The organism is Mesorhizobium prunaredense (genome assembly GCF_900156895.1).
GTDB classification, from domain to species: domain Bacteria; phylum Pseudomonadota; class Alphaproteobacteria; order Rhizobiales; family Rhizobiaceae; genus Mesorhizobium; species Mesorhizobium prunaredense.
In genome coordinates this window covers 23,098-48,446 of sequence record NZ_FTPD01000012.1, presented here as the reverse complement: position 1 = coordinate 48,446, position 25,349 = coordinate 23,098, and the positions used below count along the sequence as shown (strand labels likewise).

The 25,349-nt window shown below is 61.4% G+C and carries 25 protein-coding genes and 1 tRNA gene; 9 read left to right on the top strand and 17 right to left on the bottom strand.

The window, feature by feature from the left end; all coding sequences use genetic code 11:
• Positions 1 to 194, top strand: a 194-nt coding sequence (locus tag BQ8794_RS34595) for a transposase (protein WP_143744521.1), incomplete at its 5' end; no start/stop codon positions are given.
• 218 nt (positions 195 to 412) lie between these two features.
• On the opposite strand, the gene araD1 is transcribed toward BQ8794_RS34595, so the two are convergent.
• From araD1 to chvE, 4 genes are all read right to left on the bottom strand, one after another.
• Positions 413 to 1,405 carry an AraD1 family protein gene (araD1, locus tag BQ8794_RS10850; protein ID WP_077376749.1) on the bottom strand — a complete coding sequence of 331 codons (993 nt, stop codon included), beginning with the start codon at positions 1,403 to 1,405 and terminating at the stop codon, positions 413 to 415.
• Positions 1,406 to 1,693: 288 nt separating this feature from the next.
• A complete protein-coding gene (gene mmsB, locus BQ8794_RS10845; protein ID WP_077376746.1) occupies positions 1,694 to 2,986 on the bottom strand; it encodes a multiple monosaccharide ABC transporter permease in 1,293 nt (430 codons plus the stop codon).
• Positions 2,983 to 4,515 (bottom strand): multiple monosaccharide ABC transporter ATP-binding protein, encoded by a 1,533-nt coding sequence (gene mmsA / locus BQ8794_RS10840; RefSeq protein WP_077376743.1) that lies wholly within the window; start codon positions 4,513 to 4,515, stop codon positions 2,983 to 2,985. The genes mmsB and mmsA overlap by 4 nt, the downstream gene beginning before the upstream one ends.
• A gap of 99 nt (positions 4,516 to 4,614) precedes the next feature.
• Positions 4,615 to 5,679, bottom strand: coding sequence for a multiple monosaccharide ABC transporter substrate-binding protein (chvE, locus tag BQ8794_RS10835; protein ID WP_023802196.1), 1,065 nt, complete (start codon positions 5,677 to 5,679; stop codon positions 4,615 to 4,617).
• Positions 5,680 to 5,993: 314 nt separating this feature from the next.
• On the opposite strand from chvE, the gene BQ8794_RS10830 reads away from it, so the two are divergent.
• Positions 5,994 to 6,983: a LysR family transcriptional regulator gene (locus BQ8794_RS10830; RefSeq protein WP_077376740.1), complete on the top strand. Its 990-nt coding sequence runs from the start codon at positions 5,994 to 5,996 to the stop codon at positions 6,981 to 6,983.
• A 200-nt stretch (positions 6,984 to 7,183) separates the two neighbouring features.
• Here BQ8794_RS10830 and BQ8794_RS10825 read toward each other — a convergent pair whose 3' ends face one another.
• Positions 7,184 to 7,957, bottom strand: a complete 774-nt coding sequence (locus BQ8794_RS10825; protein ID WP_077376738.1) for an outer membrane protein — start codon at positions 7,955 to 7,957, stop codon at positions 7,184 to 7,186.
• 397 nt (positions 7,958 to 8,354) lie between these two features.
• On the opposite strand from BQ8794_RS10825, the gene BQ8794_RS35590 reads away from it, so the two are divergent.
• Positions 8,355 to 8,678: a peptidoglycan-binding domain-containing protein gene (locus BQ8794_RS35590; RefSeq protein ID WP_167378703.1), complete on the top strand. Its 324-nt coding sequence runs from the start codon at positions 8,355 to 8,357 to the stop codon at positions 8,676 to 8,678.
• The gene (locus BQ8794_RS35585) at positions 8,662 to 9,351 is read left to right on the top strand and encodes a L,D-transpeptidase (protein WP_244554913.1); all 690 of its coding nucleotides are present in this window, start codon (positions 8,662 to 8,664) and stop codon (positions 9,349 to 9,351) included. Before BQ8794_RS35590 ends, BQ8794_RS35585 begins: the two co-directional genes overlap by 17 nt.
• A 50-nt stretch (positions 9,352 to 9,401) precedes the next feature.
• On the opposite strand, the gene BQ8794_RS10815 is transcribed toward BQ8794_RS35585, so the two are convergent.
• The 8 genes from BQ8794_RS10815 to BQ8794_RS10780 form a co-directional block, all read right to left on the bottom strand.
• On the bottom strand, positions 9,402 to 10,286 hold the full coding sequence (locus tag BQ8794_RS10815) for a hypothetical protein (RefSeq protein ID WP_077376735.1): 885 nt from the start codon (positions 10,284 to 10,286) through the stop codon (positions 9,402 to 9,404).
• The gene (locus BQ8794_RS10810) at positions 10,283 to 10,678 is read right to left on the bottom strand and encodes a phage holin family protein (RefSeq protein ID WP_077376732.1); all 396 of its coding nucleotides are present in this window, start codon (positions 10,676 to 10,678) and stop codon (positions 10,283 to 10,285) included. Before BQ8794_RS10810 ends, BQ8794_RS10815 begins: the two co-directional genes overlap by 4 nt.
• A complete protein-coding gene (locus tag BQ8794_RS10805; protein ID WP_174654413.1) occupies positions 10,675 to 11,349 on the bottom strand; it encodes a hypothetical protein in 675 nt (224 codons plus the stop codon). Before BQ8794_RS10805 ends, BQ8794_RS10810 begins: the two co-directional genes overlap by 4 nt.
• 315 nt (positions 11,350 to 11,664) lie before the next feature.
• The gene (locus tag BQ8794_RS10800; RefSeq protein WP_077376729.1) at positions 11,665 to 11,868 is read right to left on the bottom strand and encodes a hypothetical protein; all 204 of its coding nucleotides are present in this window, start codon (positions 11,866 to 11,868) and stop codon (positions 11,665 to 11,667) included.
• Between the two features lie 139 nt (positions 11,869 to 12,007).
• On the bottom strand, positions 12,008 to 12,733 hold the full coding sequence (locus tag BQ8794_RS10795; protein WP_077376726.1) for a Crp/Fnr family transcriptional regulator: 726 nt from the start codon (positions 12,731 to 12,733) through the stop codon (positions 12,008 to 12,010).
• A 154-nt stretch (positions 12,734 to 12,887) separates the two neighbouring features.
• A complete protein-coding gene (locus BQ8794_RS10790; RefSeq protein WP_077376769.1) occupies positions 12,888 to 13,136 on the bottom strand; it encodes a DUF3606 domain-containing protein in 249 nt (82 codons plus the stop codon).
• 272 nt (positions 13,137 to 13,408) lie between these two features.
• Positions 13,409 to 13,482, bottom strand: a tRNA-Gly gene (locus tag BQ8794_RS10785).
• Between the two features lie 75 nt (positions 13,483 to 13,557).
• Positions 13,558 to 15,429 carry an acyltransferase family protein gene (locus tag BQ8794_RS10780; RefSeq protein WP_077376723.1) on the bottom strand — a complete coding sequence of 624 codons (1,872 nt, stop codon included), beginning with the start codon at positions 15,427 to 15,429 and terminating at the stop codon, positions 13,558 to 13,560.
• A 281-nt stretch (positions 15,430 to 15,710) separates the two neighbouring features.
• On the opposite strand from BQ8794_RS10780, the gene BQ8794_RS10775 reads away from it, so the two are divergent.
• Positions 15,711 to 15,974, top strand: coding sequence for a DUF6460 domain-containing protein (locus BQ8794_RS10775; protein WP_077376719.1), 264 nt, complete (start codon positions 15,711 to 15,713; stop codon positions 15,972 to 15,974).
• Between the two features lie 42 nt (positions 15,975 to 16,016).
• Here BQ8794_RS10775 and BQ8794_RS10770 read toward each other — a convergent pair whose 3' ends face one another.
• The 3 genes from BQ8794_RS10770 to BQ8794_RS10760 all read right to left on the bottom strand — a co-directional run bounded on the left by BQ8794_RS10770 (position 16,017) and on the right by BQ8794_RS10760 (position 18,504).
• Positions 16,017 to 16,919, bottom strand: coding sequence for a histone deacetylase family protein (locus BQ8794_RS10770; protein WP_077376767.1), 903 nt, complete (start codon positions 16,917 to 16,919; stop codon positions 16,017 to 16,019).
• Between the two features lie 161 nt (positions 16,920 to 17,080).
• Positions 17,081 to 18,157, bottom strand: a complete 1,077-nt coding sequence (locus BQ8794_RS10765) for a quinone-dependent dihydroorotate dehydrogenase (protein ID WP_077376716.1) — start codon at positions 18,155 to 18,157, stop codon at positions 17,081 to 17,083.
• A complete protein-coding gene (locus tag BQ8794_RS10760; protein WP_077376714.1) occupies positions 18,154 to 18,504 on the bottom strand; it encodes a DUF952 domain-containing protein in 351 nt (116 codons plus the stop codon). The genes BQ8794_RS10765 and BQ8794_RS10760 overlap by 4 nt, the downstream gene beginning before the upstream one ends.
• A gap of 169 nt (positions 18,505 to 18,673) precedes the next feature.
• On the opposite strand from BQ8794_RS10760, the gene BQ8794_RS10755 reads away from it, so the two are divergent.
• Complete coding sequence (locus BQ8794_RS10755) at positions 18,674 to 19,111, top strand: hypothetical protein (RefSeq protein ID WP_077376764.1); 438 nt, start codon at positions 18,674 to 18,676, stop codon at positions 19,109 to 19,111.
• Positions 19,112 to 19,237: 126 nt separating this feature from the next.
• Complete coding sequence (locus BQ8794_RS10750; RefSeq protein ID WP_023803301.1) at positions 19,238 to 19,897, top strand: response regulator transcription factor; 660 nt, start codon at positions 19,238 to 19,240, stop codon at positions 19,895 to 19,897.
• 10 nt (positions 19,898 to 19,907) lie between these two features.
• Here BQ8794_RS10750 and BQ8794_RS10745 read toward each other — a convergent pair whose 3' ends face one another.
• Positions 19,908 to 23,396 carry a hybrid sensor histidine kinase/response regulator gene (locus BQ8794_RS10745; protein WP_077376761.1) on the bottom strand — a complete coding sequence of 1,163 codons (3,489 nt, stop codon included), beginning with the start codon at positions 23,394 to 23,396 and terminating at the stop codon, positions 19,908 to 19,910.
• 229 nt (positions 23,397 to 23,625) lie between these two features.
• On the opposite strand from BQ8794_RS10745, the gene mscL reads away from it, so the two are divergent.
• Complete coding sequence (mscL, locus tag BQ8794_RS10740) at positions 23,626 to 24,048, top strand: large conductance mechanosensitive channel protein MscL (RefSeq protein WP_077376758.1); 423 nt, start codon at positions 23,626 to 23,628, stop codon at positions 24,046 to 24,048.
• Between the two features lie 112 nt (positions 24,049 to 24,160).
• On the top strand, positions 24,161 to 25,327 hold the full coding sequence (locus BQ8794_RS10735) for a pyridoxal phosphate-dependent aminotransferase (RefSeq protein ID WP_077376711.1): 1,167 nt from the start codon (positions 24,161 to 24,163) through the stop codon (positions 25,325 to 25,327).
• Positions 25,328 to 25,349 lie beyond the last annotated feature (22 nt).

Below are 25,349 nucleotides of genomic sequence, written 5' to 3'. Positions count from 1 at the left end.
AACCTAAATTCATCCCGCTCTATCGCATGCGCTGGCGCATCGAGCTCGCCTTCAAACGTCTGAAGAGCCTGATCGGACTGCGCGCTCCCCCCGCCAAAGACCCAAGGATCGCAAAGCCTTGGATTCTTGCCCACTTCCTCATCGCGCTTGTGACCGAACCCCTCTCGCAGGAGTTTGGTGTCTCTCCCCCTTGAGCGACGGGCGCCCGCTACTGTGGCGCGCCACCCGCCAGATCGTCGCCTCTCTGATCGCAGCGATCTTTGCTCAACCTCCCTTGGCAATCCTGCGCCAAAATCTCCCTGCCTTGCGACATCGATGGCGTGAGCCACCACGAAAGCGCAAATTTCAGTCCATGCCAAAACTATCTTAGCGCATATGCCCAAGTGGGGGAGATCACGCCGTCATTGACCGTTCAAAGCGCCTTGACGGCCACCTTCACCGGCTGCTCGATTTCAAGCGGGTTGCGCAGCGGCAGGCCGAAATCCTTGGCCTCGATCTCGAAGACGTCGCCGGCCTCGGTCCTGATGCCGTCGGCGAAGGACAGTGTCGCGGTGCCGAACATGTGCACATGCACGTCGCCCGGCTGGCGGAAGGCCGAATATTTGAAGTGGTGATGTTCGAGATTGGCGATGGTGTGCGACATGTTCGCCTCGCCCGACAGGAACGGTTTTTCCCACAGCAACTGGCCGTTGCGGAGGATGCGCGAGGAACCCCTGACGTCGGACGGCAGCTCGCCGATCAGGATCTCCGGTCCGAACGAGGCGTTGCGCAACTTGGAATGGGCGAGGAAAAGATAGTTCACGCGCTCGGTGACGTGATCGGAAAACTCGTTTGACAGCGTGAAGCCGACGCGGAACGGGACGCCGTCGTCACCGATGACATAGATGCCGGCAACTTCCGGCTCCTCGCCGGCATCCTCGGCGAAGGCGGGCGACAGAAGTGCCGCACCGGGCGCCACTGCCATGGTGCCGTTGCCCTTGTAGAACCATTCCGGCTGCACGCCGGTCTGGCCCTTGGCCGGCTTGCCGCCCTCCAGCCCCATGCGGAACATCTTCATGGAATCGGTGAGCTGCTCTTCGCCGTCGCTGCTGAGCTTCTTGTGCATGGAATCGCGGGTCGCGGCGGAGCCGAGATGTGTCAGCCCGGTGCCGGTGAGGTGGAGATGCGCCGGGTCGGGATGGTTGATCGGCGACAACAGCCGCCCCTTCTTGTAGGCGGCATCGAGGTCGACCGCTTCACCAAAACCCTTGCGCTCGCTCAGGGCGACGAGCCCGGTGCCGGTGCGCGCGGCCTCCATCGCCAGCGAATAGACGCTGCGGGCGCCGTTGATGATTCTGGTCTTGCCGCCGTTGCGGGCGACGACGCGGATGGTCTCCGCCTCGTCGAGGATCTGGGAAATCAGCATGACGTACCCTCTCTCAATTGCCTTGGCCGGCCTGCCGGTCTGGCAAGCCTTTCCTGGCGCAGCTCGGACGGTGTCCGCGCCACGGGTGAAATTCTTCGTCCGGGTTGCGCTCGCGGGTCCGGTCCCTGGGGGACTTCCTTGCGCCGCCCGGCAGCGCCGCGATGTGACCCGTGCCTCCTAAAAGCGCGCCGCGTTTGAAAACGGGCCCGCTTTAATCCTTGCTTTCATGCACGCCGTTGTCCCAACACGCTGACACGTTTTTGGCGACATGCATGAGTTCCCTCGCCCTCAAGCCTTGTTCTTGTTGTAGACGTCGAAGATCACGGCGCCGAGCAGCACCAGGCCTTTGACCACCTGTTGCCAATCGACATTGACGCCCATGATCGACATGCCGTTGTTCATGACGCCCATGATGAAACCGCCGACCACCGCGCCGATAACCTGACCGACGCCGCCCATCGCCGAAGCGCCGCCGATGAACACAGCGGCGATGACGTCGAGCTCGCTGCCGAGACCGGCCGCCGGCACCGCCTGGCCAAGGCGCGCCGCAATAATCAGCCCGCCGAGCGCCGAGAGCACGCCCATATTGATGAACACCATCAGGGTCAGCCGCTCGGTCTTGATACCCGATAGCTGCGCCGCCTTGGCATTGCCGCCCATTGCGTAGATACGGCGGCCGACCGTCATGCGTTTGGTGACGAAGACGAACAGCGCGATTAGCACGCCCATCACCACGAGAACGATCGGCAGACCCCTGTAAGTGGCGAATTGGTAGACCAGAAACAGCGCCAGGGCGCTGGTCACCAGGGTCTTGACGACGAACAGCGAGAACGGCTCGGCTTGGTAGCCATGCCGCTCGCGGCTGCGCCGTGCCCTGAGCCCGAAATAAGCATAGGCGAGCACGGCGACGATGCCGATCACGATCGTTGTCATGTGCAGCGTGAGGCCGCTGCCGACGATTGTCTTGCCGGCGGCGTTCACCACCGGCGGTATCAGCGTCAATGAGCCGATCACATCGGGAATAAAGCCGGAACTGAGCGCCTTGAAGCCGACCGGAAGCGGCCCCACGGAAGATCCCCCACCCAGCAGCGCCTGGCAGATGCCGCGGAAGATCAGCATCCCCGCCAGCGTGACGATGAAGCTCGGTATTCGGTGATAGGCAATCCAGTAGCCTTGTGCCGCGCCGATTGCACCACCGACGACCAGGCAGATGATCGACACCACCAGCGGATTGCTGAACGGGCCGAGAGGCCAGATGACCATCATCATCGCCGCCAGCGCGCCGATGAAACCGGCGACCGAGCCGACGCTGAGATCGATATGGCCGGAGACGATCACCAGCAGCATGCCCAGCGCCATCACGATGATGAAGCTGTTTTGCTGCACCAGATTGCTCAAGTTCACCGGCTTGAACAGCGTTCCGGACGTCGTGTACTGGAAGAACACCATGATGGCGATAAGCGCCAGGATCAGGCCGTATTCGCGCAGGTTGGTGACCAGCGCCGAGACGGCAATGCGCGGCCCTTGCTGCACATCTTCGGCGACGCCGCTTTTCGGGACGGGACCGCTTTCGGTGCTCATGATGCTTTTCCTTCTCCGCGAACGATGGCGCGCATGATCTTTTCCTGGCTGGCATCGCTCGCCGCCATTTCGCCGACGATACGTCCTTCGTTCATGACATAGATACGGTCGGTGATGCCGAGCAGTTCGGGCATCTCAGACGAGATGACGATGATCGCCTTACCCTCCGCGGCGAGACGCGCGATGATCGTGTAGATTTCATACTTGGCGCCAACGTCGATGCCGCGCGTCGGCTCATCGAGGATCAGCACCTCCGGATTGGCGAACAGCCACTTCGACAGCACCACTTTCTGTTGATTGCCGCCCGATAGATTGCCGGTCATCTGATAGACGCTGGACGAGCGGATGTTGGTCTTGGCCTTGTAGTCGTTGGCGACGGCGAGTTCGCGCATGTCGTCGATCACGCTATGGCGCGACACGCCGGGAAGATTGGCCAGCGTGATGTTGTGCTTGATATGATCGATCAGGTTGAGACCGTAGGTCTTGCGGTCTTCGGTGACGTAAGCAATGCCGTGTTCGACTGCCTTGCTGACAGAGGAGACATCGATGGGCTTGCCGTTGAGCAGCACCTCGCCGGTGATGTGGCGGCCATAGGAGCGGCCGAACAGGCTCATCGCGAATTCGGTGCGTCCGGCGCCCATCAGCCCGGCGATACCCACCACCTCGCCCTTGCGGACGTCGATATCGATACCCTTGATCACTTGCCGCTCGGCATGGATCGGATGATAGACCGACCAGTTCTTCACCTGGAGGACGACCTCACCGATGTCAGGCTCGCGCGACGGATAACGGTCGTCCAGCGAGCGGCCGACCATCGAGGTGATGATGCGGTCTTCCGAGATGTCCTTCTTCGCCAGCGTCTCGATCGTCCGCCCGTCGCGGATGATCGTGACCTTGTCGGCGACCCGGTTGATTTCGTTGAGCTTGTGCGAGATCAGGATCGAGGTGATGCCCTGCCGCTTGAATTCGAGCAGCAGGTCGAGCAGCGCCTGGCTGTCCTTTTCGGACAGGCTCGCCGTCGGCTCGTCGAGGATCAGCAACTGCACTTCCTTGCTGAGCGCCTTGGCGATCTCGACCAGTTGCTGCTTGCCAACGCCGATATTGGTAATCAGCGTCTTGGGGTCTTCCCTGAGGCCCACCTTCTTGAGCAGAGCGCTGGTGCGCGTCTCGTTGGCGTTCCAGTCGATGATGCCGTAGCTGGCGTGTTCGTTGCCGAGGAAGATGTTTTCGGCGATCGACAGCATCGGCACCAGCGCGAGTTCCTGGTGGATGATGACGATGCCGCGGCGCTCGCTGTCGTGGATGCCTTTGAAATGGCACTCATCGCCGCGATAGACGATTTCGCCGTCATAGGTGCCGGCTGGATATACGCCCGACAGCACCTTCATCAGCGTCGACTTGCCGGCGCCGTTCTCGCCGACCACGGCGTGGATCTCGCCTTCCTCGACGCTGAGGTTGACATTCGAAAGCGCCTTCACGCCGGGAAACGTCTTGGTGATGTCACGCATCTCCAAAATCGTCGAGGCCATCGGGAATACCCCTCCTGCGAGGTCCGGAAACATACCGGGGTCGTTCACTGACGAAGAGGGGCCCTGCGTTACGCAGGACCCCGGGTTTTACTTCTGCGGTTACTTCAGCTCTTCGGCCTTGATGTAGCCGGAATCGACCACCAGGGCCTGGTAGTTCGACTTGTCGACATCATGCGGCGTCAGCAGGATCGAGGGGACGACCTTGACGTCGTTGTTGTAGGTCTTGGTGTCGAGGCCTTCCGGCTTGCCGCCCGAGAGCACCTTGTCGACGAGCTCGACCGTCGCCTTGGCGAGTTCGCGCGTGTCCTTGAACACGGTCGAGTACTGCTCGCCGGCGATGATCGCCTTGACCGAAGCGGTTTCGGCATCCTGGCCGGTGACGATTGGCCATGGCTGATCGGCCGTGCCGTAACCAACGGCGCGCAGCGAGGCGATGATGCCCCGCGACAGGCCGTCATATGGCGAGAGCACGCCATCGACGCGGCTGCCATCCGAGTAGTGGGCGGAGAGCAGATTGTCCATGCGGGCCTGGGCGGTGGCTGCCAGCCAGCGCAGCGTGCCGACCTTGTCCATGCCCATCTGGCCGGACTTCACGACGAGGGTCTTGTCGTCGATCAGCGGCTGCAGAACGGACATGGCGCCGTCGTAGAAGAAGAAGGCGTTGTTGTCGTCGGGCGAGCCGCCGAACAGCTCGACGTTGAACGGACCCTTGTTCTCGGGATAGCCGAGGCCCTTGAGCAGCGATTTTGCCTGGATGACGCCGACGCCGAAATTGTCGAACGTGGTGTAGTAGTCGACATTCGGGGTCTTCTTGATCAGTCGGTCATAGGCGACGACGACGACGCCGGCGTCAGCCGCCTTTTGCAGCGCGTCCGACAAGGTGGTGCCGTCGATCGAGGCGATGATCAGCGCCTTTGGGCCCTTGGTGATTTCGTTTTCCAGCTGGCTGAGCTGATTGGGGATGTCGTCCTGCGCATATTGCAGGTCGACAGTGTAGCCCAGAGCCTCGAGCTGGGACTTGACGGCGTCGCCGTCGTTGATCCAGCGCTGCGAGGTCTTGGTCGGCATCAGCACGCCGATGAGGCCTTCGCCTGCCTGCGCCGGGACCGTCATGGCCGCGATGCTAAGGGCCGCGACGGCGGCCAGTGTCTTGATGATCTTCACATTAACTCTCCCTGGTTGATGGACGCGCACCCTGGGTTTCGTGGGCCGCGCGATCGTGCAGGAGCGCCAAACGCGCCGCTGCCGCCATATCGATCTCCGGTATCCTCCCAATCGGCCCTGAGACTCTGGTTCCGGTCGATGCGATTTTTCTCGCTGGCGACGGTCAAGTTTCAGGACGCGCAAAGGTGTGGCGCTTTGCCATAACTGTCAAATGCGATCTTTGGTAGTTGCTATATCAAAACTGGTATACTGAAAGTGGCCAAAGACCTGGCCGGGATTGCCGGCCGGCCACCAGCGGGGAGCAAACCGACATCATGGCGGCGCTACGGGATTTTGGCGGACTTTCAGAGGGTTATGGGGAAAGTCCCGGCAGGAGTGAGACCTTGCTGCGCAGCGGCCTCAGTCTGCGCCACATGCGCATGATCGCAGCCCTCGACGACCATGGCCGGGTCAGCGCGGCAGCCCAGGTCATGAACATCTCCCAGCCCGCCGCCTCGCGCATGATCGCCGAGATGGAGGCGGTGCTCGACGTCAAGCTGTGCGAGAGGCTGCCGCGCGGCATCACGCTGACGCCCTATGGCAAAGCGTTGGCGAGGCGCGCGCGTTCGATCCTGCTCGAGATGCGTGAGGTCGACCGCGAGATATCCGAGCTCAAGGCGGGCAAGGGCGGCTCGGTGTTCCTGGGCGCGGTGACTGCCCCTGCAATCGAGCTCGCCGTGCCGGCGATCCGCGAGATCCGGCGCATCTATCCGCGTATCGAGATCACCATGCAGGTCGAGACCTCCAATGTGCTGGCGCGCGAGCTGATCGCCACACGTCACGATTTCATCATCGCGCGCATCCCCGAGGACCTCAATCCCCGGCTGTTCGAGGCCCGCGTCATCGGCGTCGAAAAAGCCTGCCTCATTGTGCGACGCGGCCACCCGCTGGCCAAGGGCAAGGCGGTGCGGCTGGAGGAGACCGCCGCCTACGACTGGGTTTTCCAGTCGGGCGGCTCGCCGCTGCGCCAGGCGATGGAGAGCAATTTCCTGAACCGCAACATCGCGCTGCCGGACCGCATCCTCAACACCAGTTCCCTGCTGCTCACCCTGGTCATGGTCGCACAGTCGGACGCCATCGCGCCGGTGTCTATCCAGGTGGCGAAATTCATCCAGAACCCCGAGGGGCTGGCCGGCGCCATCGACGTCGTCCAGACCGAATTCGATATCGAGGTCAGGCCTTACAGCCTGATCACCGTAAAAAATCGCGTGCTGTCGCCGGCGGCCAAGATGCTGCACGACTTCATTTTGAGAGAGGTGGGCTGACGGCTGGAGCGGGAATCGAACCCGCGCGTTCAGTTGGGAAGCTGGCATCCTGGAAAGGCAGCGACCGCTCTCGCTAAGCCCTTCGACTGAACGAAGAGTCTCCGGGTGCCTTCAAATCCGGACTTCGAGCATCCGAATTGCAAGGACAGCAAACAAAAACCCCGCCGGAGCGGGGCTGTTAGAGATTTGGATGCCAAATACTAGAACTTGTACGCAAGCCCTAGGGCAACGGTGTGAGTATCGACATCTATTGAACCATCACCGCCGGGCTCAGTGTAGTCCACCTCGCCATAGTCCGTATACCTGTACTCTGCACGTCCAATCAGATTGGCACTGAACGCAACATCGGCGCCGGCACCAACCGTCCAACCGACTTTCGTCTCACTGGCGGTTGCAAACGTTCCCCCGCCGTCAAACAGGTCGACGTCGATATCCCCGAACGCCACGCCGCCGGCAGCGTAGATCAAAATTTGGTCGAACGCATATCCGAGACGGCCACGAGCCGCACCATTCCAGTTGAGTTCCGTGGTCGCGCTAAAGTCAAAGACGTTAGTCGATGTGCCCTCAATGCCGCTATAGTTCACATCTGCCTCAATGCCGGCTACGACCTGATTGAATTGCCAATTCCAACCGCCGTAGATACCGACAAGACCGCCATCAATATCGCCGTCGATTTCTGCTACCGGCGATGGGGGAAAGTCATCGTCAGCGTCGCCCCAGGCATAGCCCGCCTGAACGCCCACATATCCGCCAGACCACACAAATCCGGCCGGCGGTTCAGCTACCGCCATAACATCAGCGGCAGAGGCGAAACTCACAGACGCGGCCAAGATCGATGCAGTTACCAAGAATCGTTTCATGAAAATGTTCTCCAAGCCCACTCGATGATTTTCATGCGCAAAACCCATGAAGAAATACAGGCTGTTTTTCGCGTTTTCACCACAGGGTTGCAATTTGTTGCGATTATGCAACATCCTCTGGACGGAGCGAACGGCTCGTGGGGACAGCGATGCTTCCGTTAATTTCGTCGCCGAACTGACCGCGCTACGCGGCGAGTCCTCGTCCCAAAAATCCTGGAGGACGCGTGCTGAAGATTTTCCGCGCCTAAGGTGCTTTGCGCGGGCTTTGATCCTGAAGCTGATCCACTGATTGGCCAGCAGCTTGGCATGCCTTTGAGCACCTCGCCGGCCAAGCACTTCGTTCTATAGCGATCGCAGCTGTTCCGTATGGCCTCCAGGCGATTCTAGTCACGCGGCACGGCTCTTCGGCCATGTCGCTTCAATTCACAATATCGCTCGAGCGAAGGAACCACACAGGGCCGTGCCGCGTCATAGAAGCGGGCTCCCGTTGCGGGTCCCAGGGAGGCTATCGATGATCAGGCTTCTCCTCGTCTTGGCCGCGATGCTTGCCTTGGCATGCGGCGTGTTCGGCCAAGCTGGATTTAGCCACCGTCAATCAGGCTCAATTCACCGCTGGCGAACCAAAGGATGTCGATCCAACGGTGCTCAAGGCCAGATTCTTTTGGATCGCGCCCGCTTCTCGCCGGGGCTGATCGACGGTCGCCTGTCAGAGAACTTTGCCAAGGCAGTTGGCGCCTTTCAGCAGGCGAACGCTGCCATCCGATGGCAAGCTCACTCCTCAGACCTGGAGCAAGCTCACGGCGACTTCCGCCGACCCGGTGCTGGTCACCTATGAGGTGACGCGCAAGGATTTGCGCGGACCTTTCACCAGGCGTATTCCGGCTCGCATGGAGAGGATGGCCCGTCTGCGGCGGCTCGCCTATCGCAACGCGGTGGAGAAGCTGGCGGAGCGCTTCCATGTCAGCGAAAAGTTGCTCAGGATGCTCAATCCGGGCGTCGGCTTCAGGAGGCCCGGCAAGACCTTGATCGTGCCTGATGTTGGCCGCGGCGATCCTCCCGCGGCCGTAGCCCGCATCGAGGTCGACAAGGGCGCTCGCCTGGTGCGCGTGCTCGACCCTTCCGGCAAATGGCTCGCAGTCTACCCCGCCTCGATCGGCAGCGATGAAAACCCGGCGCCAAGCGGCATGGCGGAGGTCAAGCGCGTGGTGCGCAACCCGACCTATCACTACGATCCGGATTTTGCCTTCAAGGGAGTCAAGACCAAGCGTCCCTTCACCATCGCTGCCGGGCCGAACAATCCCGTGGGATCGGTCTGGATCGATCTCTCCATCGAAAGCTACGGCATCCACGGAACGCCCGAACCTGGCAAGATCGGCACGACCTTCTCGCATGGCTGCATCCGATTGACCAATTGGGATGTCGAAGATCTCGGCTCCATGGTGCACCCGGGCACGAAAGTCGAGTTCAAGGACGAGATCGCCCGCGCCGTCGACGAGCTTGCTCCGTAGCAAAGCGGACTGGCCAGCCACCTGGACCTGGCCTACAGGTCGGTGGCGAGCTACGACGTGGTGGAAGACCCGTCCGACGACCCCGGCAAACGATCGCGAATGGCTTCCTCGGTTCGCTTTGCCGCCGATTCGACAACCTTGCCGACCTTGCCTGCCAGCGTCTCGGCATCTCCACCCGAGCCTTGCCGGTCGGCCTCTTCCTTGACCGTTTCGTAGGTCTCGGCGGCAACTTGCTTTGCTTGCTCCAGGCCCGTTTCGAAAACCTCCTCCGCACTGTCGCGAATTTTGTCGCGGTAGGCGCCAAGTTGCTCATCCTCTGTGGCTGTGTGGGGCAGCATCATCCCGATGGCAGTGCCCAGCGCGAGACCGACTGCGGCGATAGCCAGCGGTTCGCGCTCGAAGAGGTCTTGTGCCGATTGGCGCGTCCGAGCCGCTATATCGCTGGCGCTTGAGCCGAGCTGGCCGGCGGTGTTTGTCATCCTCTCCTTGGCGCCTGTTGCAGCGTTTGCCGCAGCTTCGGCCGCGCCGCTTGCTGCCGATGCAACCGAACCGGCGGTATCCGCGAGCATCGCCCCGATTCCGGACGCTTCGCTGCCCTGGCTGAAATCCTCATCGCTGCGCGGGTCGGAAAACGCGTCACGAGCCAAGCCTTTCCGATAAGCGGCGGCAGCTGAGTTGGTTGCCGACGTGCCGTTGCCGAGCATCAGCCACGCCAGACCGGCTCCAATCAACGTCAGCGGCAACGGGTTGTCCCTGACTTGCGACTTGAGGTTGCCAAGCATGGCAGACCCCTCGCCGCCGGAAAACATTCCGGTAAATTCATCGATCAATTGACCCGGTGTCATCTTGCTGCGGATCGATTCGGCGGTGTCTGCTACTTTGGCCCGGGCGATGTCGGCATCGCGTTCAAGCTCGGCTGCGGATTTGTCGCTCATCTCATTTGATCCTTGATCACGCGTGCATCGCGCTTCAGTTGGTCTTGTGTGCGATCGGGCGTCAGCTCGGAAGGAGCCATGCTTTTCGTGCCAGAGCGCAAGAGAATGATCCCCAGTGCCGCGACGACGATCCCGACCAGCAGCGAGGACCATCCCGCTCCCAGGCCGGCACTCGCCAGGGCGATTACGAGGGCTTGCAAAAGCACCATCAAGGCCGCGAGAAGGCATATGGCGCCGGCCAGAACCTCGGCGGCGCCTGCGCCGGCCTTGCTGATTTTTTCCGACATCTCGGCCCGCAACAGCCTGCTTTCGGTTTGAAGCAGGGCTGTGACCTGCTGTGCCAGATCGCTGACGAGGGTTGCGAGGCCGCGACTTTCCTGGTTGTTGGTCATGGCTCCCGCTCCAGGCTTTCGCCGGCCCAGTCGCCACCGGCCAAGTCATCGCCCGCCCTGTCGTCTCCCCTGTCGTCTCTGGGCTGATTGAAGCGGGGCGGCGGCGTGTCAGGTGCCTCTGCCAATCGCGTGGCGGACTTATCCGAGTTCGAAATCGTGCCGGAAGGCCGTCCCGATCGACGCTGTGCTTCGGTGCGGGCAGATGGCGGCGAGCTCTTGATAAACCGCCCCAGCGCCAAGCCTGCCAATACTGAGCCGGCTATCAGCGCCCCTGAGTTTTCGCGGCCGAACGACCGCATCTCGCCAAGAACGTCTTCGAATGGTTTGTCCTTCAACGAAGATGAAAGGCGTTCAAGCGAGCCGGCGGCGTCGAGGGTGAACTTCGAAGCGGTCCGTTGATCATTATTGGCCAGATGCTCGCTTGCTGCTCGCAAGGCTCCGCTAAAGGCCTTTAGGTTGGAACTGATATCGCGCTGTGTTCCCTCGGCCTTGTCGAATAACGCCTGCTTCGCTTCAGCAGCGTAGTCGCCCGCCTTCCTGGCGAGTTCGTCGCGAGCGTCGTGTAGCGCCTCTGTCGCGGTCTGCGTTTCCTGCTGCAACCGTTCGGACAGTTCGCTTCTGGCTGTTTCGAAATCGGCCGGCTTACGGCCCTGATCGTCTTGGCCCTGCATGGTATCTCCTAATGGAACCCGAGGAAGGAGAGGATCGCAAGCACGACGACGACAAGACCGATGAGATAAATGACATTGTTCATGGCGGCAATCTCCTCCATTGCCTAACGAACTTGCCGGGGGCAAACATGTTCCATCACTTCCAGCTAAAATAGCAGTCGCTAACCAATTGCTGAGCCGGGTGAAGTCTCTGGGAACTTCGCACGCGTCGTGTGTCAAGAAGCGGGCCTGGGCCGACATGCAGAGCCTGGTCCGCGCCTCGGTGCACCAGACCTCAAAGGCTCAGGGTCGGGCTAGCATAATGAGGCGCCACGCCTAGCTCTCATTAAGGTCAAAGCTCACCGGAAGGTTGTAGTCTATTGCCCGATTGGCGATCATGTCCGCCAGGTCGGAATCCGAGACCGAACATGCCGGTACGATCTGTTTGAGCGCCTTAACGGCGAGCCCCGTCGATATGAAACTATGGCGCCGCCTCCGACTATTTACATAATGCTCGATGAGATTTTCGAGTTCACGCATGCGCAATCCTTCCTTGACGTCAACTGTGCCAATTGAACCCAGCCGTAATCAATCCGGAGCGAGGGCTCATTCACATTGTTTAGTTGACGAGAAATCTTGATGCCGCATCAGTGCGCCGACGCGTCTTGGCCGAGGACGGTCACCGCGGTTCATGGAAGAGATTTAGGTAAGTCGCATCAAAGTCGGCCAGTATGGCCAATCGCTGGAAATCAAGGATAACAATCCTCCGGTCTTTCCAGATAACCAGGTCCTTCGCTCGAAGCTCCTGCAGCGTCCGATTCACGTGAACTACAGACAGACCAAGCACGTCGCCCAATTCCGCTTGCGTCAGTGGAATAGCGAACGTCTGGTCAGAGGCCAATCCGACCAATTCTAACCGGACATACAACTCGCAAATTATATGTGCGAGATGCTGTTTGGCGGAGCGACGCCCAAGGCAGGTTATCCAAGTCCTTTGGATCGAGGCGTCGATAGTCGTCGAAAGCCAGAGCATCCGGGTGAGATGTGGACTTCCACCGATTGCTGTAAGGAGGTCTTTGTGTCGAATGAAAACGACTTCGCACGAACCCAGGGCGCTCACGCTGTGATCCATCACTTTCAGCAGTAAACTATGCAGATCGACAAAGTCTCCCGGCACGTGAATTGCCGTTATTTGACGCTTTCCTTCCCGAGTAGCCTGGTTTCGAACTGCGAACCCATTCGCGACAAGGCAGCTTTCGGTGGGGCGGGAACCCTCCCTGACGATCTCCTCATCGGGTCCGAAAGTTACCGGCCGGACCGGAAGAGCCTCAATGAGCGCGATCTCGTCTGGCGGCAGGGTGTCGCGGCGGTCGAGCATGCGAACCAGGAGGTCTTTGCCGAACATCGCGGTGCCTTTTCAGCAGGTCAGGCATCGAGTTCCAGCGGCTCGTGCCAGTTGACGTACCGAAGGTCCCGAGCATCTACGACTTGGCCGCCTGTGGGATACGCATAAATATGGTCGCTCTCATGTTCGACATCTTCGCTATGTCGATTGCCGGTCATGGGCGGCCCTGGTTGTGAAAAGTCCGGTCGTCGTTCGAGATCCGCTCTTGTGTGGTCACGGCGTTTCCGAGCTTCCGAGCCTCCCGATACAGGGTCTCGCGATCAGTGCCGTGTTTGCCAAAAAGCTCGCGGATCTGCGGTATTGAGAGGCCGAACTTGGTAGCGAAATAGCGGAACTCATAGTCTTGGTCGTGCGCGACGCGGTTTCCGTCGCCAGGACCTCTATTGCTCTTGTCGTCGGCCATTTTTGTTCCTCCCTGGCTGGCCTTCAGATCAAACGCAACGCGGATCAGCGTCTTTTGTTGCCGCCTCATATTAGAATCACGTTATGTTCTGTTCCGATGACATAGGCGACCCAGCTGGACCGGCTTATGTGGGCCATGTGAGGTGCCGGCGCCGCCCGTGGAACAAGGTCGGCATCGGCGAGGCCAGACAGAGAACATGAGCTGTAAAACTGCCTGTAAAACCGCTGGTTTCGGCACTTGCCAAATCAGGCGCAAAGCCTTATGGCGCAAGCTGGAGCGGGTAGCGGGAATCGAACCCGCGCGTTCAGCTTGGGAAGCTGACAGGCTACCATTACATCATACCCGCGCAGCAGCCTCGTTACCACGCAAGCCGGCGTTCGGGCAATCGTTAAGCGTGCACTCGTTGCCAGCCGCCCGACTGTTATTCCGCCGTGGCAAGGGTATCGTCTGTGGCAAAGGCCGGCCAGTATTTCGAAATCGCCAGCGTGGCCCCGATGGTAGAAAAATGGCCGTAGTCGAAATAGAGGAACTGGCCTGCGTCGGCGTAGGAGCAGCGTCCTGCACTACAGAGGAAATTCAGCGGATCGATAAAGGTGGCGCCTTTGGTAAATGCGCGCACACGGTTGTTGATGTCGGGATCCATGGCCATTGGCCAGGACGTATCATCCAGGTTTTCCCGTTTTGCGAAGAACGCGATTTTCCGAACGTCGGTTATGAACTGTGGAGACTGGCCGATGACAAACACACGCACGCCCAGGCCACGAAGCGTATCGATCGTTTGCTGGAGACCGTCGAAACTCCTGGCCTCATAATCGGTCCACCGACCGCTGAGCACAACCGTCTTGATGCCAGCGTCCTGGATGATCTTCAGGGCTTGCTGATTGAACCGCATGCAATCTGGGCGTCCATAGGAGAAGTAGGAGAGAATTGGGGGACAGCCCGCGTAAGTATATTCGACGATGTTGGCCTGTAGCTGATTTATGTTGGCGTCCAGGCCTGGAACATAGTGGGCGGCGAACGAGTCACCCCACAACAAAACGGTTGTAGGGAAGCCGCGTGTGCGCGTGCAATCCTCGATATTCCAGTTTTCGATCCGGCTGAAGCCCTCGTTGAAACAGGTGCCATTGCCCCAGTCCCCGACAGGAATCCGCTGTTGGACATAGTCTGGAAAGCGTTGCGGAAAGCCGTTGCCGAGCGCCCCGGCCGCCCCGCCAAGGCAAAGAACAGCGATTGCGCCCGCTGAAAAGGCGAAGATGGGCGCCGGGGCGGTGAAGCTCCTTTTCTGCCGAAACGGCTGCTCGACGTACTTCCAGGAAAACGCAGCCAGCGCGAAGCTTGCTGCTGTCAATGCAACGGTCATCGACGGGTCGAGTTCTTCTAGTGAGAGATAGTGCGCGAACGCATTGATCGGCCAGTGGACAAGATATAGCGAATAGGAGATGAGGCCGATCCAGACCAGTGGTCGGACTTCGAGCAGGCGGGTAACGATCGTCGAGGGGCTGTTTTGGCCAACATAGATAAGCAGGACCGTTCCGACGCAAGGATACAAAGCGTTGTAGCCCGGGAACGGGTCGCTCTCCGAGATCATGAAGAACCCGATGGCAAGAAGGCCAAATCCGACCAACCCGAGCAGTTCCATAAGAAACCGGCTGCTCAAGGGCGGGGGGCGTTTCAGCATAAGCACGGCGCCCAGCATGAGCTCCCAGATCCGTGTCGGCAGCAGGTAGAATCCCGCGTTTGGCGCCAGCCACGTCGCCATGACCGCCAGCACGAAGCTGCCGAGGATGATCGGCAGGAGTATCGTCAGCCAGCGTTTGCCAAAATAGCGGTAGATCAGGAACATCAGGATCGGGGCAAAGATATAGTACTGCTCCTCGACCGAAAGCGACCACGTGTGCAACAGCGGTCGGAGCTCGGCATCGATCGAGAAGTAATTTGACGTTTTCCAGAAATAGATATTCGACCAGAAAGTCGAAGCCGCTACGACGCTGAGACTGAATTCATGCAGATCCGACGGCAGAAGAATGAACAAGGCCGCAATACAGGTGAGAAGCGTGACAAAGATCAGCGCCGGCAGGATGCGCCGGGCGCGGCGCCAGTAGAAGCTGACGATCGAAAACTGGCCGCGTTCGAGGTCGTCCAGAAGGCTTCCGGTGATCAGGTAACCAGATATGACGAAGAAGATATCGACGCCGGTAAAGCCGCCTGGAATCGCCGAGATGCCGAAATGGAAGAGCACAACCGGCAGTACCGCAACGGCCCGAAGACCATCGATATCGCGCCTGTATCTCATTCAAGAAGCCCTGTGTTCCAAGAAGCCATGTGTTCGCAAGTCAGGGTGAGGCAGCATCCGTCCATGGCCGGGCGATGAGTCTGGCAGTTCGATATCAACTGGTTACCCTCTGTCGTTCAGTTTTGCTGCACTGCAACATAAGTGTCAAGAGCACAATTCGACAAAGCGCCGACCGGAGCAACTGAGCGATCACCTTGATGCCGGGCGGCCAAGTGCGTATTTCTGGAGCTGTGACCGAATCGAGGCAACCGAATCGGGGCAACCGAATCTGGAGACACGCCTTGTCCGCACTGACGCGCTTTCTCGGCGACACGCCGCTCCGGGTGCTCCTGAAGCTGCTGGTGCTATCGTTCCTCGTCGGCCTTGTCATGAACGCGTTCGGCTGGTCGCCGATGGATGTGCTCTACGGCATCCGCAATGTCTTCATCGATCTCTGGAACCTGGGCTTCCGCGCCATTGACCGTTTCCTCGGCTACATCCTGCTGGGCGCGGCGATCGTCATTCCGGCCTTCATCCTGCTCAGGATCGCCAACTATCGAAAGTAGAACATGACCCCGAGCCCGAAGGTCGGCGTAGCAAAAAAGCCGTTAGGCGAAGCCTGAGGCCGTTTCGAACAGGATGGCATGGCGCGCGGCCAGAGCCGCCACGTCAGTCGAATAGCCGCCGCCGATAACGCCGCAGACCGGGATGCCGAGCGCGCGGAAATGACGGATCATCATGTCGTCGCGGGCACGCAGCCCGTCGTTCGACAGCGACAACCTGCCAAGCCGGTCCTCGGCATGAACGTCGACCCCGGCATTGTAGAAAACGATGTCCCAGCGCGCCCTGGCGGTGAGTTCCGGCAGGATGCCGCCCAACCTTTCGAGATAGGCCGCATCGCCGGTGCCGTCGGGCAGGGCGATGTCGAGGTCGGAAGCGATCTTGCGCGTCGGATAGTTGCGGTCGCCATGCATGGAAAAGGTGAAAACGCGCCGTTCATCGCCCAAAATGTCGGCCGTGCCGTCGCCCTGATGCACGTCGAGATCGACGATCAGGATATTGCCGGCGGCTGCTTCGGCAAGCAGCACCAGTGAAGCCACCGCAACATCGTTGAAGGTGCAGAAGCCGGCGCCTTGCGCGCGCCGCGCATGATGGCTGCCGCCGGCGGTATTGCAGGCGATGCCGTTCAGCAACGCCAGCCGCGCCGCCAGCACGGTGCCACCCGTTGCGAGCTGCGCCCTGAGCGAGACGCGCGGGCTCACCGGAAAGCCGATCTCGCGCTCGATCTTCTCCGGCACTCCGCAGGCCAGCACCTGGTCGACATAGCCGGCGGCATGGGCAAGCTTCAGCCATGATGCCGGGGCCGGCTCGGGCATGTTGAGCGCGGCGTGGCCGGCCAGTCCGCGCGTGCCCAAGGCTTCCATCAGCAGCTTGTATTTGCTCATCGGGAAGCGATCGTTGACGGCGAAGCCGGCGTCATAGTCGGGATGATGAACGATCTGCAGGGGCATGAGCGGCAGCTGCGCCAGCGGCGGGTTTCGGTTGGCTGTGGTTGGATGAGTGGTACGAGGCGTCCGGAAACTGGGCCACATCGGCTGTTCGATCAAGCCGCAATGGGGAGCGGATCCTGGATCAGGTGTCGGAAACGACCAACGGCAGGTCCTTCGCCGGGTTAGAGCGGCTTCGACGTCCATCGCTCGAGGCTGCTATCGCGCAACTCGCGCAGTGATTTGAGCCGTTGCATGTCCGCGAACCGGGCCATACCGGCAAGAATGCGGCCGGGCAGTGCAGGCCCGGCATAGATCATGCCGGTGTAGAGCTGGACGAGATCGGCGCCGGCGCGGATCTTTTCAAGTGCCGTCTCCGCGGAATCGACGCCGCCGACGCCGATGATGGCGGGGTCCGGGCCAAGCAATTTGCGCATCTTTGCCAGCACGATCGTCGAGCGTTCGAACAACGGTTTTCCGGAAAGCCCGCCGGCCTCGCCGGCCAGCCCGGCGCTACGCAGCCGCGGCCGCGTAATCGTGGTGTTGGAGACGATGAGCCCGTCCATTTGCTTCTCGCTGACCTCGGCGGCGATATCCTCCAGTTCGGCCTCGACCAGGTCCGGCGCGATCTTCAGGAAGATGGGCGGCTGCGCGGCCGCTGCCGCACGTGCGGCCATGACGCGCGACAGCAACTCGCCAAGCTGTTCACGCGCCTGCATGTTGCGCAGGCCCGGCGTGTTCGGCGAGGAGATGTTGACCGTCAGATAGCTGGCGTAGGGCGCAAACCTGGCAACGCCGCGTTCATAGTCACCGACGCGGTCGGTGCTGTCCTTGTTGGCGCCGATATTGACGCCGACGATGCCGGCGCGGCCCTTGCGGGCGGCAAGCCGTTGTTCGGCGGCCGCGTGACCCTCGTTGTTGAAGCCCAGCCGGTTGATCACCGCTTCGTCGGACGTCAGCCGGAAAATGCGCGGCTTCGGGTTGCCGACCTGCGGCAGCGGCGTGATCGTGCCGATCTCGGCAAAGCCGAAGCCAAGGCCAAGCAGCGCATCGGGAACCTCGGCGTTCTTGTCGTAGCCGGCGGCCATGCCGAGCGGATTGGGGAAATCGATGTCGCAGACGCGGACTTTCAGCCTGTCGTCGCGCACCGGTCTCGCGCCTATCGGCAGCCCGCATTTCAGCGCCGCGATCGACAGGCCGTGGGCTGCTTCCGGATCGAATGCGAACAGGAATTTTTGGCCGAGCCGGTCTAGCACGCTCATTCGGCCTCCAGCGTCGGGAATTGATGCAGGCCATCGGTGCCGAGCGGCAATGGTTGCACCCAGACGACTGCGTTGAGGTCGAGCGGGCCGTAAAGATGCGGGAACAGCGCACCACCGCGCGAGACCTCGTATTTTAGCGCATCACCCAGTCTGGATCCATCGACGGCGACCAGCAGCAGCCCGGTCTGCCCGGTAAAGTGTTTTGCCGCGGTTTCCTTGGCCTGGCCAGCGGTGGAAAAATGAATGAAGCCGTCGGCGACATCGATCGGCGCGCCGGTGAAGCGGCGACTTCTTTCGGCCTCGCGCCACAGCGGTTCAGGTACTATCTTGTAGATAATCTGAGACATGGTTGCGCTATAGTCCCAACCAATCTTACGGGGAAGAGGCAAGCAGGTTCCGGAAAAGTGTCACACGGTTTTCCGACAGGAACCTGCGTCAAGGTAAAGGCCAGGGTTCTTCCCCATTTCCGGCGCAAACATGCGATAATATTGCGCTTACTGGCCCATGGAGGACAACATGCGTCCGCAGCACGTCTTGATTCCCGCAGCCCTAGTCTCGCTCGTCGCGGCATCAGCATTTTCCGAGGAAGCCGACCGCTACCGGTTGGAAAAGTCGGCCACCGGCTATGTCCGCATGGACACGCAGACCGGTGCGATGTCGATCTGCGAGGAGCGTTCCGGCCAGCTCGTCTGCAGGATGGCGGCCGATGAACGCGCCGCCTTCCAGGACGAGATCGACCGGCTGCAAAGTTCGGTGAAGGCGCTCGATCAGCGCGTCGTCAAGCTCGAGAACTCGCTTGCCGCCCGCTTTGAGTCGACATTGCCCAGCGAGGAGGATTTCAACAAGACGATGAGCTACATGGAGCGCTTCCTGCGCGGCTTCATGGGCATCGTCAAGGACATGGAAAAGGACAGCGCCGAGGATGGCGCCAAGCCCAATCTGCAAAAAACCTGAGCACCGTTCACCGGGGAAACCCGGCACATAGCCTTTGCCGCTTGAAAACGGCTGATATCGCCGCATAATCGTTCGACTGATCCCGTAAGAAGCAGACAATCATCAATGGGATTCGGGGAGGGACTTGTGCCGTCGGGCTACACTTTCGTCATCGCTGACGATCATCCGCTTTTTCGCGGCGCGCTGAGAGAGGCGCTTGCCGGCATCGGCGACGTCGCCGGCATTCACGAGGCCGGCGATTTCGAAAGCGCCAAGGCGCTGGTCGTGGCCAATGAGGACGTCGATCTGGTGCTGCTCGACCTGTCGATGCCGGGCGCTAGCGGCCTTTCCGGCCTGATCTCGCTGCGCGGCATCCATCCGACGGTGCCGCTTGTGGTGGTGTCGGCGCATGACGACCCGGTGACCATCCGGCGCGCGCTCGACCTCGGCGCTTCCGGTTTCATCTCCAAATCGGCCAGCATGGAGGAGATCCGCAGCGCTGTGCAGTCAGTGCTTGCCGGCGACATCGCTGCGCCCACCGGCATCGATCTCGGCGTCGAGCGCGATCCCGAGATATCCGATCTGATCAAGCGGCTGCAGACGCTGACGCCGCAGCAGACGCGTGTGCTCGGCATGCTGGCCGAAGGTCTGCTCAACAAGCAGATCGCCTACGAGCTCGGTGTCTCCGAAGCGACGATCAAGGCGCATGTCTCGGCCATTCTGCAGAAGCTTGGCGTCGACAGCCGCACCCAGGCGGTGATCCTGCTGTCCAAGATCGGCAGCGACCCGCTGGCGGCGGCCGGCTGACCCTCCGGCTTTACTCCGCCGCCGACGCCAGCGGTCTGACCCTCGCCATCATCGAGCGCAGCACCGCTGGTTTGAGCGGCTTGTTGATCACCGGCACGTCGAGCCTGCCGGCGCTGGCGCGCACCTCGCCCGAGCGGTCGGCGGTGACCAGCACCGCCGGCATGTCATGGCCATGGATAGCGCGCAGTTTGGCGATCGCGTCAAGGCCGGTCTCGCCGTCGAGATGATAGTCGGCAAGCACGATATCGGGTCGACGCATGCCGGACCCCTCGAAATCCCTCGAGCCGGCAAACGTGTCGACGCTGCAGCCCCAGCCTTCGAGCAGCAGCCGCATGCCGTCGAGGATGCGGGCGTCGTTGTCGATGCAGAGCACGCGCAGCCCCGCAAGCGAAGCAGCAGTGCGGACCGGCGCCTTGGCCTCGATCTCGCGCCGCGGCTCCTGCACTGCCGCGACCGGCAGGACGACGGAAAAGCGCGTGCCCTTGCCCGGGCTTGAAAAAATCTGAAGTTCAAGGCGCAAGACGCGAGCGATGCGGTCTACGATCGAAAGGCCGAGCCCAAGGCCTTCGGCTTCACGGGCGCCCTCATCGAGCCGGGTGAATTCGTGAAAGACCGTGTTCAGCTTGTCGGCGGCAATGCCGATGCCGGTGTCGATCACCTGTATCTCGGCCAGTTCGCCGCGCCGCCGCACGCCGACCAGGATGCGGCCATGGCGGGTGTATTTGATAGCATTGGATACGAGGTTCTGGATCAGGCGGCGCAACAGATTGCGGTCAGTCGTCACGCTGAGCGACGATGGCATGATCGTCAGGCTGAGTTTCTTCTCGGCGGCAAGCGGCTGAAAATCGTTGCCGATCTGGCGCAGCAGTCCGTCCAGGCTGAAGGCCGTGTCGTCCGGTTTCATCGCGCCGGCGTCGAGACGGGAAATGTCGAGGACCGCGCCGAGAATGGTCTCGACCGATTCCAGCGAGGATTCGATGTTGATCGCGGCCTTGCCCGCAACTCCCTTGCCGGCCTTTTCGATCAGCGACGAGCAATAGAGACGAGCAGCGTTCAGCGGTTGCAGGATGTCATGGCCGGCGGCAGCGAGGAAGCGGGTCTTGCCGAGATTGGCCTCCTCGGCCAGCATCTGCGCCTGTGCCAGCTCCTCGTTGACGCGGGTCAGTTCGACGGTGCGGTTCTTGACGCGCTGTTCGAGCGTTTCATTGGCGCGCTTCAGCGCCAGGTCCTGCTCGACGCGCCCGGAAATGTCGGCATAGGTGGCGACGATGCCGCCATCCGGCATCGGGTTGGAGCGCAATTCCAGGATGCGGCCGCTGGTCTTCAACTCCATCTGCCAGGGGCTGACGAAACTGGTGAGGCGGTTGAGCATCGCTACCCGCTGGTCGGCCGGAATGTCCCCACGCTCGGCAAGGTGGCGCAGGATGCGGTCGAGCGAGACGCCGACCTGGCCCATCTCGTCGGGCAGGTCGAACAGCGCGCGATATTGGCGGTTCCAGCAGATCAGCCGGAAATCACTGTCGAAGACGGTGATGCCTTGTTCCATCTGGTCGAGCGCGATCTGCAGCAGGTCGCGGTTGTGCTGCAGCGCTTCGGTGGCGTCATCGAGCAGGCGAAAAGCGTCCTTCGCCTCTCGATCGTTGCGGCGCAGCAGCAGCGAGAGGATCAGCCGCGCCGAAGAGGAGCCGACGGCACTTGCCAGAAGCTGCTCGGAGAAACGGATGACGTCCATGCTGGCCTGCTCGTTGCCGTGCAGCGAAGCGCCGTTGCTCTTTTCGAACGACTGAAACGACCGTTCAGTGCGTTCGACGCCGAGATAGCGCGCGATGGTGTCCTTGAGGTCGTTGACGGTGACGGTGGTGCGGAAGCGGCGCAGGCTCGGCATCGGGCTCGCCTCGCGCGGCACGAAAATCGACGCCTGGATGCGCTCCAGCGGCACCGACGCGCGCGACAGCGAGCCTAGCACGAAGAACAGCGTGTTGACCGACAGGCTCCACAGGACACCGTGGTTCAGCGGCTCGGCGACGGTGCCGAACAGCGCTTGCGGCCGCAACGCTTCGAAACCGAACAGGCCGTGGACGACGATGCCGGTATCGGACGCGGCGAGCGAAGGAAGCAGCAGCGTATAGCTCCAGACGACGATGCCGGCGACCATGCCGAGCGCCGCCCCCCTGCCATTGGCGCCGCGCCAGATCAGTCCGCCGATCAAGGCCGGCGCGAACTGGGCGATCGCGGCGAAGGACATCAGGCCGATCGAGGAGAGCCGCGCGCTGTCGGTGCTCTCGCGATAGTAGAGGAAGGCGATGAACAGCATGATGAAGATCGCCGCCCGTCGCACGTTGAGGATGAGCGCTGACCAGTCCTCGTTCTCCGATGTCGTGGTCTTGAGCAGGCGACGTACAAACAGTGGAATGACGAGATCGTTGGAGATCATGATCGACAGCGCGACGCTTTCGACGATCACCATCGCGGTCGCCGCCGACAGGCCGCCGATGAACGCCGCCATGGCCAACACATCGTGACCGCTGAGCAGCGGCAGCGACAGGACATAGAGGTCGCTGCTGGTCCTGGTGCCGACCAGCGCCAGGCCGGCGAGCGCGATTGGCAGCACGAAGAGGTTGATCGCCACCAGATAGAGCGGAAACACCCACGTCGCGGTGCGCAGTTCGGCCTCGCTGCGGTTCTCGACAATGGTGACATAGAACTGGCGCGGCAGCATGATGATGGCGAAACCGCTCAGACACGTCAGCACCAGCCAGGTTGCGAGCGAGGTGCTGTAGCTCATCGCTCGCTGAACTTGCGAATTCTCGGCGAGCTTGTCGACCATATCGCCCGGGCCGCCGAAGATCAGGAAGGTGACCATCAGGCCGATCGCCAGGAAGGCGGCGAGCTTGACGACGGTTTCCACCGCTACCGCCAGCACCAGCCCATCCTGGTGCTCGGTGGCGTCGGCATGGCGCGTGCCGAACAGCACCGCAAACAGCGCAAGCAGCATGGCGACGACCAGCGAGATGTCGCTGACGAAAGGATCGAAGGAAGGCGGCGAGCCGGTATAATGCTCGACCATCAGGCTGACCGAGCCGGAAATCGCCTTCAACTGCAGCGCCATATACGGCACCGCGCCGATCGTCGCGATCAGCGTGGCGATCGCTGCTACGGCAAAGCTCTTGCCGTAGCGGGCGCCGAGGAAGTCGGCGATCGAGGTGATCTTCTCTGTCTTGGCAAGCCTGACGATGCGCCGAAGCAGCGGAAAGCCGAACACGAACACCAGCACCGGGCCGATATAGATGCCGAGGAATTCGAGGCCGCGCTCGGACGAAAGGCCGACCGAGCCGAAGAAGGTCCAGGAGGTGCAGTAGATCGCCAGGCTGAGCGCATAGATGAAGGGCCGGGCCCGGTCAGGCCCGGATGTCGTCGAGCGTTGGTCGCCGAGGCTGGCGATGACGAACAGCAACGTCACATAGGCGATCGCGATGATGACGATGAACCAGCCCTGCACGGCCCCAAAATCCTCCCTTGCCGGTTTTTGCATCCGGCCTGCTGAGACGCAATCACAGCTTGGCGATCAAGTCCATCGCGGCTTTCGGCGCAGGATGGCTGCGGCTTTGGGAAATTTTGGCCGGAACCGGTCTTTTGCCGATGCTGCAACCGCAGGTTTTTGCTATTGTAACTGTGGGCCGAACGAAGCGGGCGGCGGCGGCCTGGCCCGTCAGAACAAGGAGGGTCGGATGCTGAAAGAATTCCAGGAATTCATTTCCCGGGGCAATGTCATGGACCTGGCCGTCGGTGTCATCATCGGCGCTGCCTTCAGCAAGATCGTCGATTCCCTGGTCAACGACATCATCATGCCGATAATCGGGGCGATTTTCGGCGGGCTCGACTTCAACAATTATTTCCTGCCCTTGTCCTCAGCGGTCAACGCCACATCGCTGGCTGAAGCCAAGAGGCAGGGTGCAGTCTTCGCCTATGGCAGTTTCATCACCGTGGCGCTGAACTTCATCATCCTCGCCTTCATCATCTTCCTGATGGTCAAGGCGGTGAACGATCTGCGCAGACGGCTGGAGCGTGAGAAGCCCGCTGCGCCTGCTGCCGCTCCGCCGGCCGATGTTGCGCTGCTTACCGAAATTCGCGATCTCCTCGCCAGGAAATAGCGCAGGGGCAAGATCTCTGGACCAAAACCCCGGTCGATTTCGGCCGGGGTTTTCTATTTTCGCCTGTCGCAAAACACGCTAGCTGTCCGGAAGGCGAAAAACGGATCCATCCATGACCCTGATCGAGAATTTGCGCGCCGAGGCCCGTGCCGCGCCGGAAAGCGGCATTGTCGCCGTCATGAACCGCGGCCGCGACCGCGACGGCATGATCCCGCTCTGGGCCGGCGAGGGCGACCTGCCGACGCCCGCCTTCATCACCGATGCCGCAGCCCGGGCGCTGGCCGGCGGCGAGACTTTCTATACCTGGCAGAAAGGCATCCCCGAACTGAGGCAGGCGCTCGCCCGCTATTACGTCAGGCATTTCGGCAAGAGCTTCGCCGAGCAAGAATTCATCGTCACCGGCTCGGGCATGCATGCCATCCAGCTGGCGCTCGACGCCGTCGCCGGGAAGGGGGACGAGGTCGTCTATCTGTCGCCGGCCTGGCCGAACTTCGCCGCAGCCGCCGGCGTGGCGGGCGCCGTCCCGGTCGCGGTCACGCTCGACCAGTCCGGCAATGGCTGGTCCTGCGACATCGGCAAGATCGAGGCGGCGATCACGCCAAGGACAAAGGCGCTGTTCGTCAACTCGCCGTCCAACCCGACCGGCTGGATCGCCGACAGCGAGACGCTGCAGGCGATCCTCGACCTTGCCCGCGAACGGGGGCTGTGGATCATCGCCGACGAGATCTATTCGCTGTTCCACTACGGCGACAGCCGCGCGCCGTCCTTCATCGACATCATGGCCGACGAGGATCGCATCCTGTTCGTCAACAGTTTTTCCAAGAACTGGTCGATGACCGGCTGGCGGGTCGGCTGGATCAAGGTCCATCCCTGCCTGCAGCAGGTGTTCGAGAACCTGGTCCAGTATTCGACCTCCGGCGTTGCCCAGTTCATGCAGCGCGGCGCCGTCGTCGCGCTCGACGAAGGCGACGCCTTCATCGTCGAGCAGGTGGAGCGGGCGAGGGCGGCGCGTGACCTGGTCTGCGGCATCCTGGCGGCGACCGGCAGGGCGCGCTTCACCGTGCCGCAGGGCGCGTTCTATCTGTTCTTCGCAGTCGACGGCATCACCGATTCACGCGCCGCCGCCTTCGACATCGTCGAACGCGCCAATGTCGGCCTGGCGCCAGGAACCGCATTCGGTCCCGGCGGCGAAGCCTTCCTCAGGCTATGCTTCCACCGCCGCCTCGACCAGCTCGAGGAGGCCGCGCACCGGCTGGCGAAGTGGATGAAGGGTGTGTGATCTGCCGCGAAGCCGCGTTGGC

What these genes read in the sequence shown, in the direction of transcription:
- BQ8794_RS10790 (WP_077376769.1), bottom strand. Translation starts at nt 13,136, where the DNA reads ATGGCCGACGACAAGAGCAATAGAGGTCCTGGCGACGGAAACCGCGTC.
- mmsA (WP_077376743.1), bottom strand. Translation starts at nt 4,515, where the DNA reads ATGGCCTCGACGATTTTGGAGATGCGTGACATCACCAAGACGTTTCCC.
- BQ8794_RS10800 (WP_077376729.1), bottom strand. Translation starts at nt 11,868, where the DNA reads ATGCGTGAACTCGAAAATCTCATCGAGCATTATGTAAATAGTCGGAGG.
- BQ8794_RS10810 (WP_077376732.1), bottom strand. Translation starts at nt 10,678, where the DNA reads ATGACCAACAACCAGGAAAGTCGCGGCCTCGCAACCCTCGTCAGCGAT.
- mscL (WP_077376758.1), top strand. Translation starts at nt 23,626, where the DNA reads ATGCTGAAAGAATTCCAGGAATTCATTTCCCGGGGCAATGTCATGGAC.
- BQ8794_RS10780 (WP_077376723.1), bottom strand. Translation starts at nt 15,429, where the DNA reads ATGAGATACAGGCGCGATATCGATGGTCTTCGGGCCGTTGCGGTACTG.
- BQ8794_RS10755 (WP_077376764.1), top strand. Translation starts at nt 18,674, where the DNA reads ATGCGTCCGCAGCACGTCTTGATTCCCGCAGCCCTAGTCTCGCTCGTC.
- BQ8794_RS10805 (WP_174654413.1), bottom strand. Translation starts at nt 11,349, where the DNA reads ATGCAGGGCCAAGACGATCAGGGCCGTAAGCCGGCCGATTTCGAAACA.
- BQ8794_RS10825 (WP_077376738.1), bottom strand. Translation starts at nt 7,957, where the DNA reads ATGTTGCATAATCGCAACAAATTGCAACCCTGTGGTGAAAACGCGAAA.
- BQ8794_RS10770 (WP_077376767.1), bottom strand. Translation starts at nt 16,919, where the DNA reads ATGCCCCTGCAGATCGTTCATCATCCCGACTATGACGCCGGCTTCGCC.
- BQ8794_RS10765 (WP_077376716.1), bottom strand. Translation starts at nt 18,157, where the DNA reads ATGAGCGTGCTAGACCGGCTCGGCCAAAAATTCCTGTTCGCATTCGAT.
- araD1 (WP_077376749.1), bottom strand. Translation starts at nt 1,405, where the DNA reads ATGCTGATTTCCCAGATCCTCGACGAGGCGGAGACCATCCGCGTCGTC.
- BQ8794_RS10815 (WP_077376735.1), bottom strand. Translation starts at nt 10,286, where the DNA reads ATGAGCGACAAATCCGCAGCCGAGCTTGAACGCGATGCCGACATCGCC.
- BQ8794_RS10795 (WP_077376726.1), bottom strand. Translation starts at nt 12,733, where the DNA reads ATGTTCGGCAAAGACCTCCTGGTTCGCATGCTCGACCGCCGCGACACC.
- BQ8794_RS10760 (WP_077376714.1), bottom strand. Translation starts at nt 18,504, where the DNA reads ATGTCTCAGATTATCTACAAGATAGTACCTGAACCGCTGTGGCGCGAG.
- BQ8794_RS35590 (WP_167378703.1), top strand. Translation starts at nt 8,355, where the DNA reads ATGATCAGGCTTCTCCTCGTCTTGGCCGCGATGCTTGCCTTGGCATGC.
- mmsB (WP_077376746.1), bottom strand. Translation starts at nt 2,986, where the DNA reads ATGAGCACCGAAAGCGGTCCCGTCCCGAAAAGCGGCGTCGCCGAAGAT.
- BQ8794_RS10830 (WP_077376740.1), top strand. Translation starts at nt 5,994, where the DNA reads ATGGCGGCGCTACGGGATTTTGGCGGACTTTCAGAGGGTTATGGGGAA.
- BQ8794_RS10735 (WP_077376711.1), top strand. Translation starts at nt 24,161, where the DNA reads ATGACCCTGATCGAGAATTTGCGCGCCGAGGCCCGTGCCGCGCCGGAA.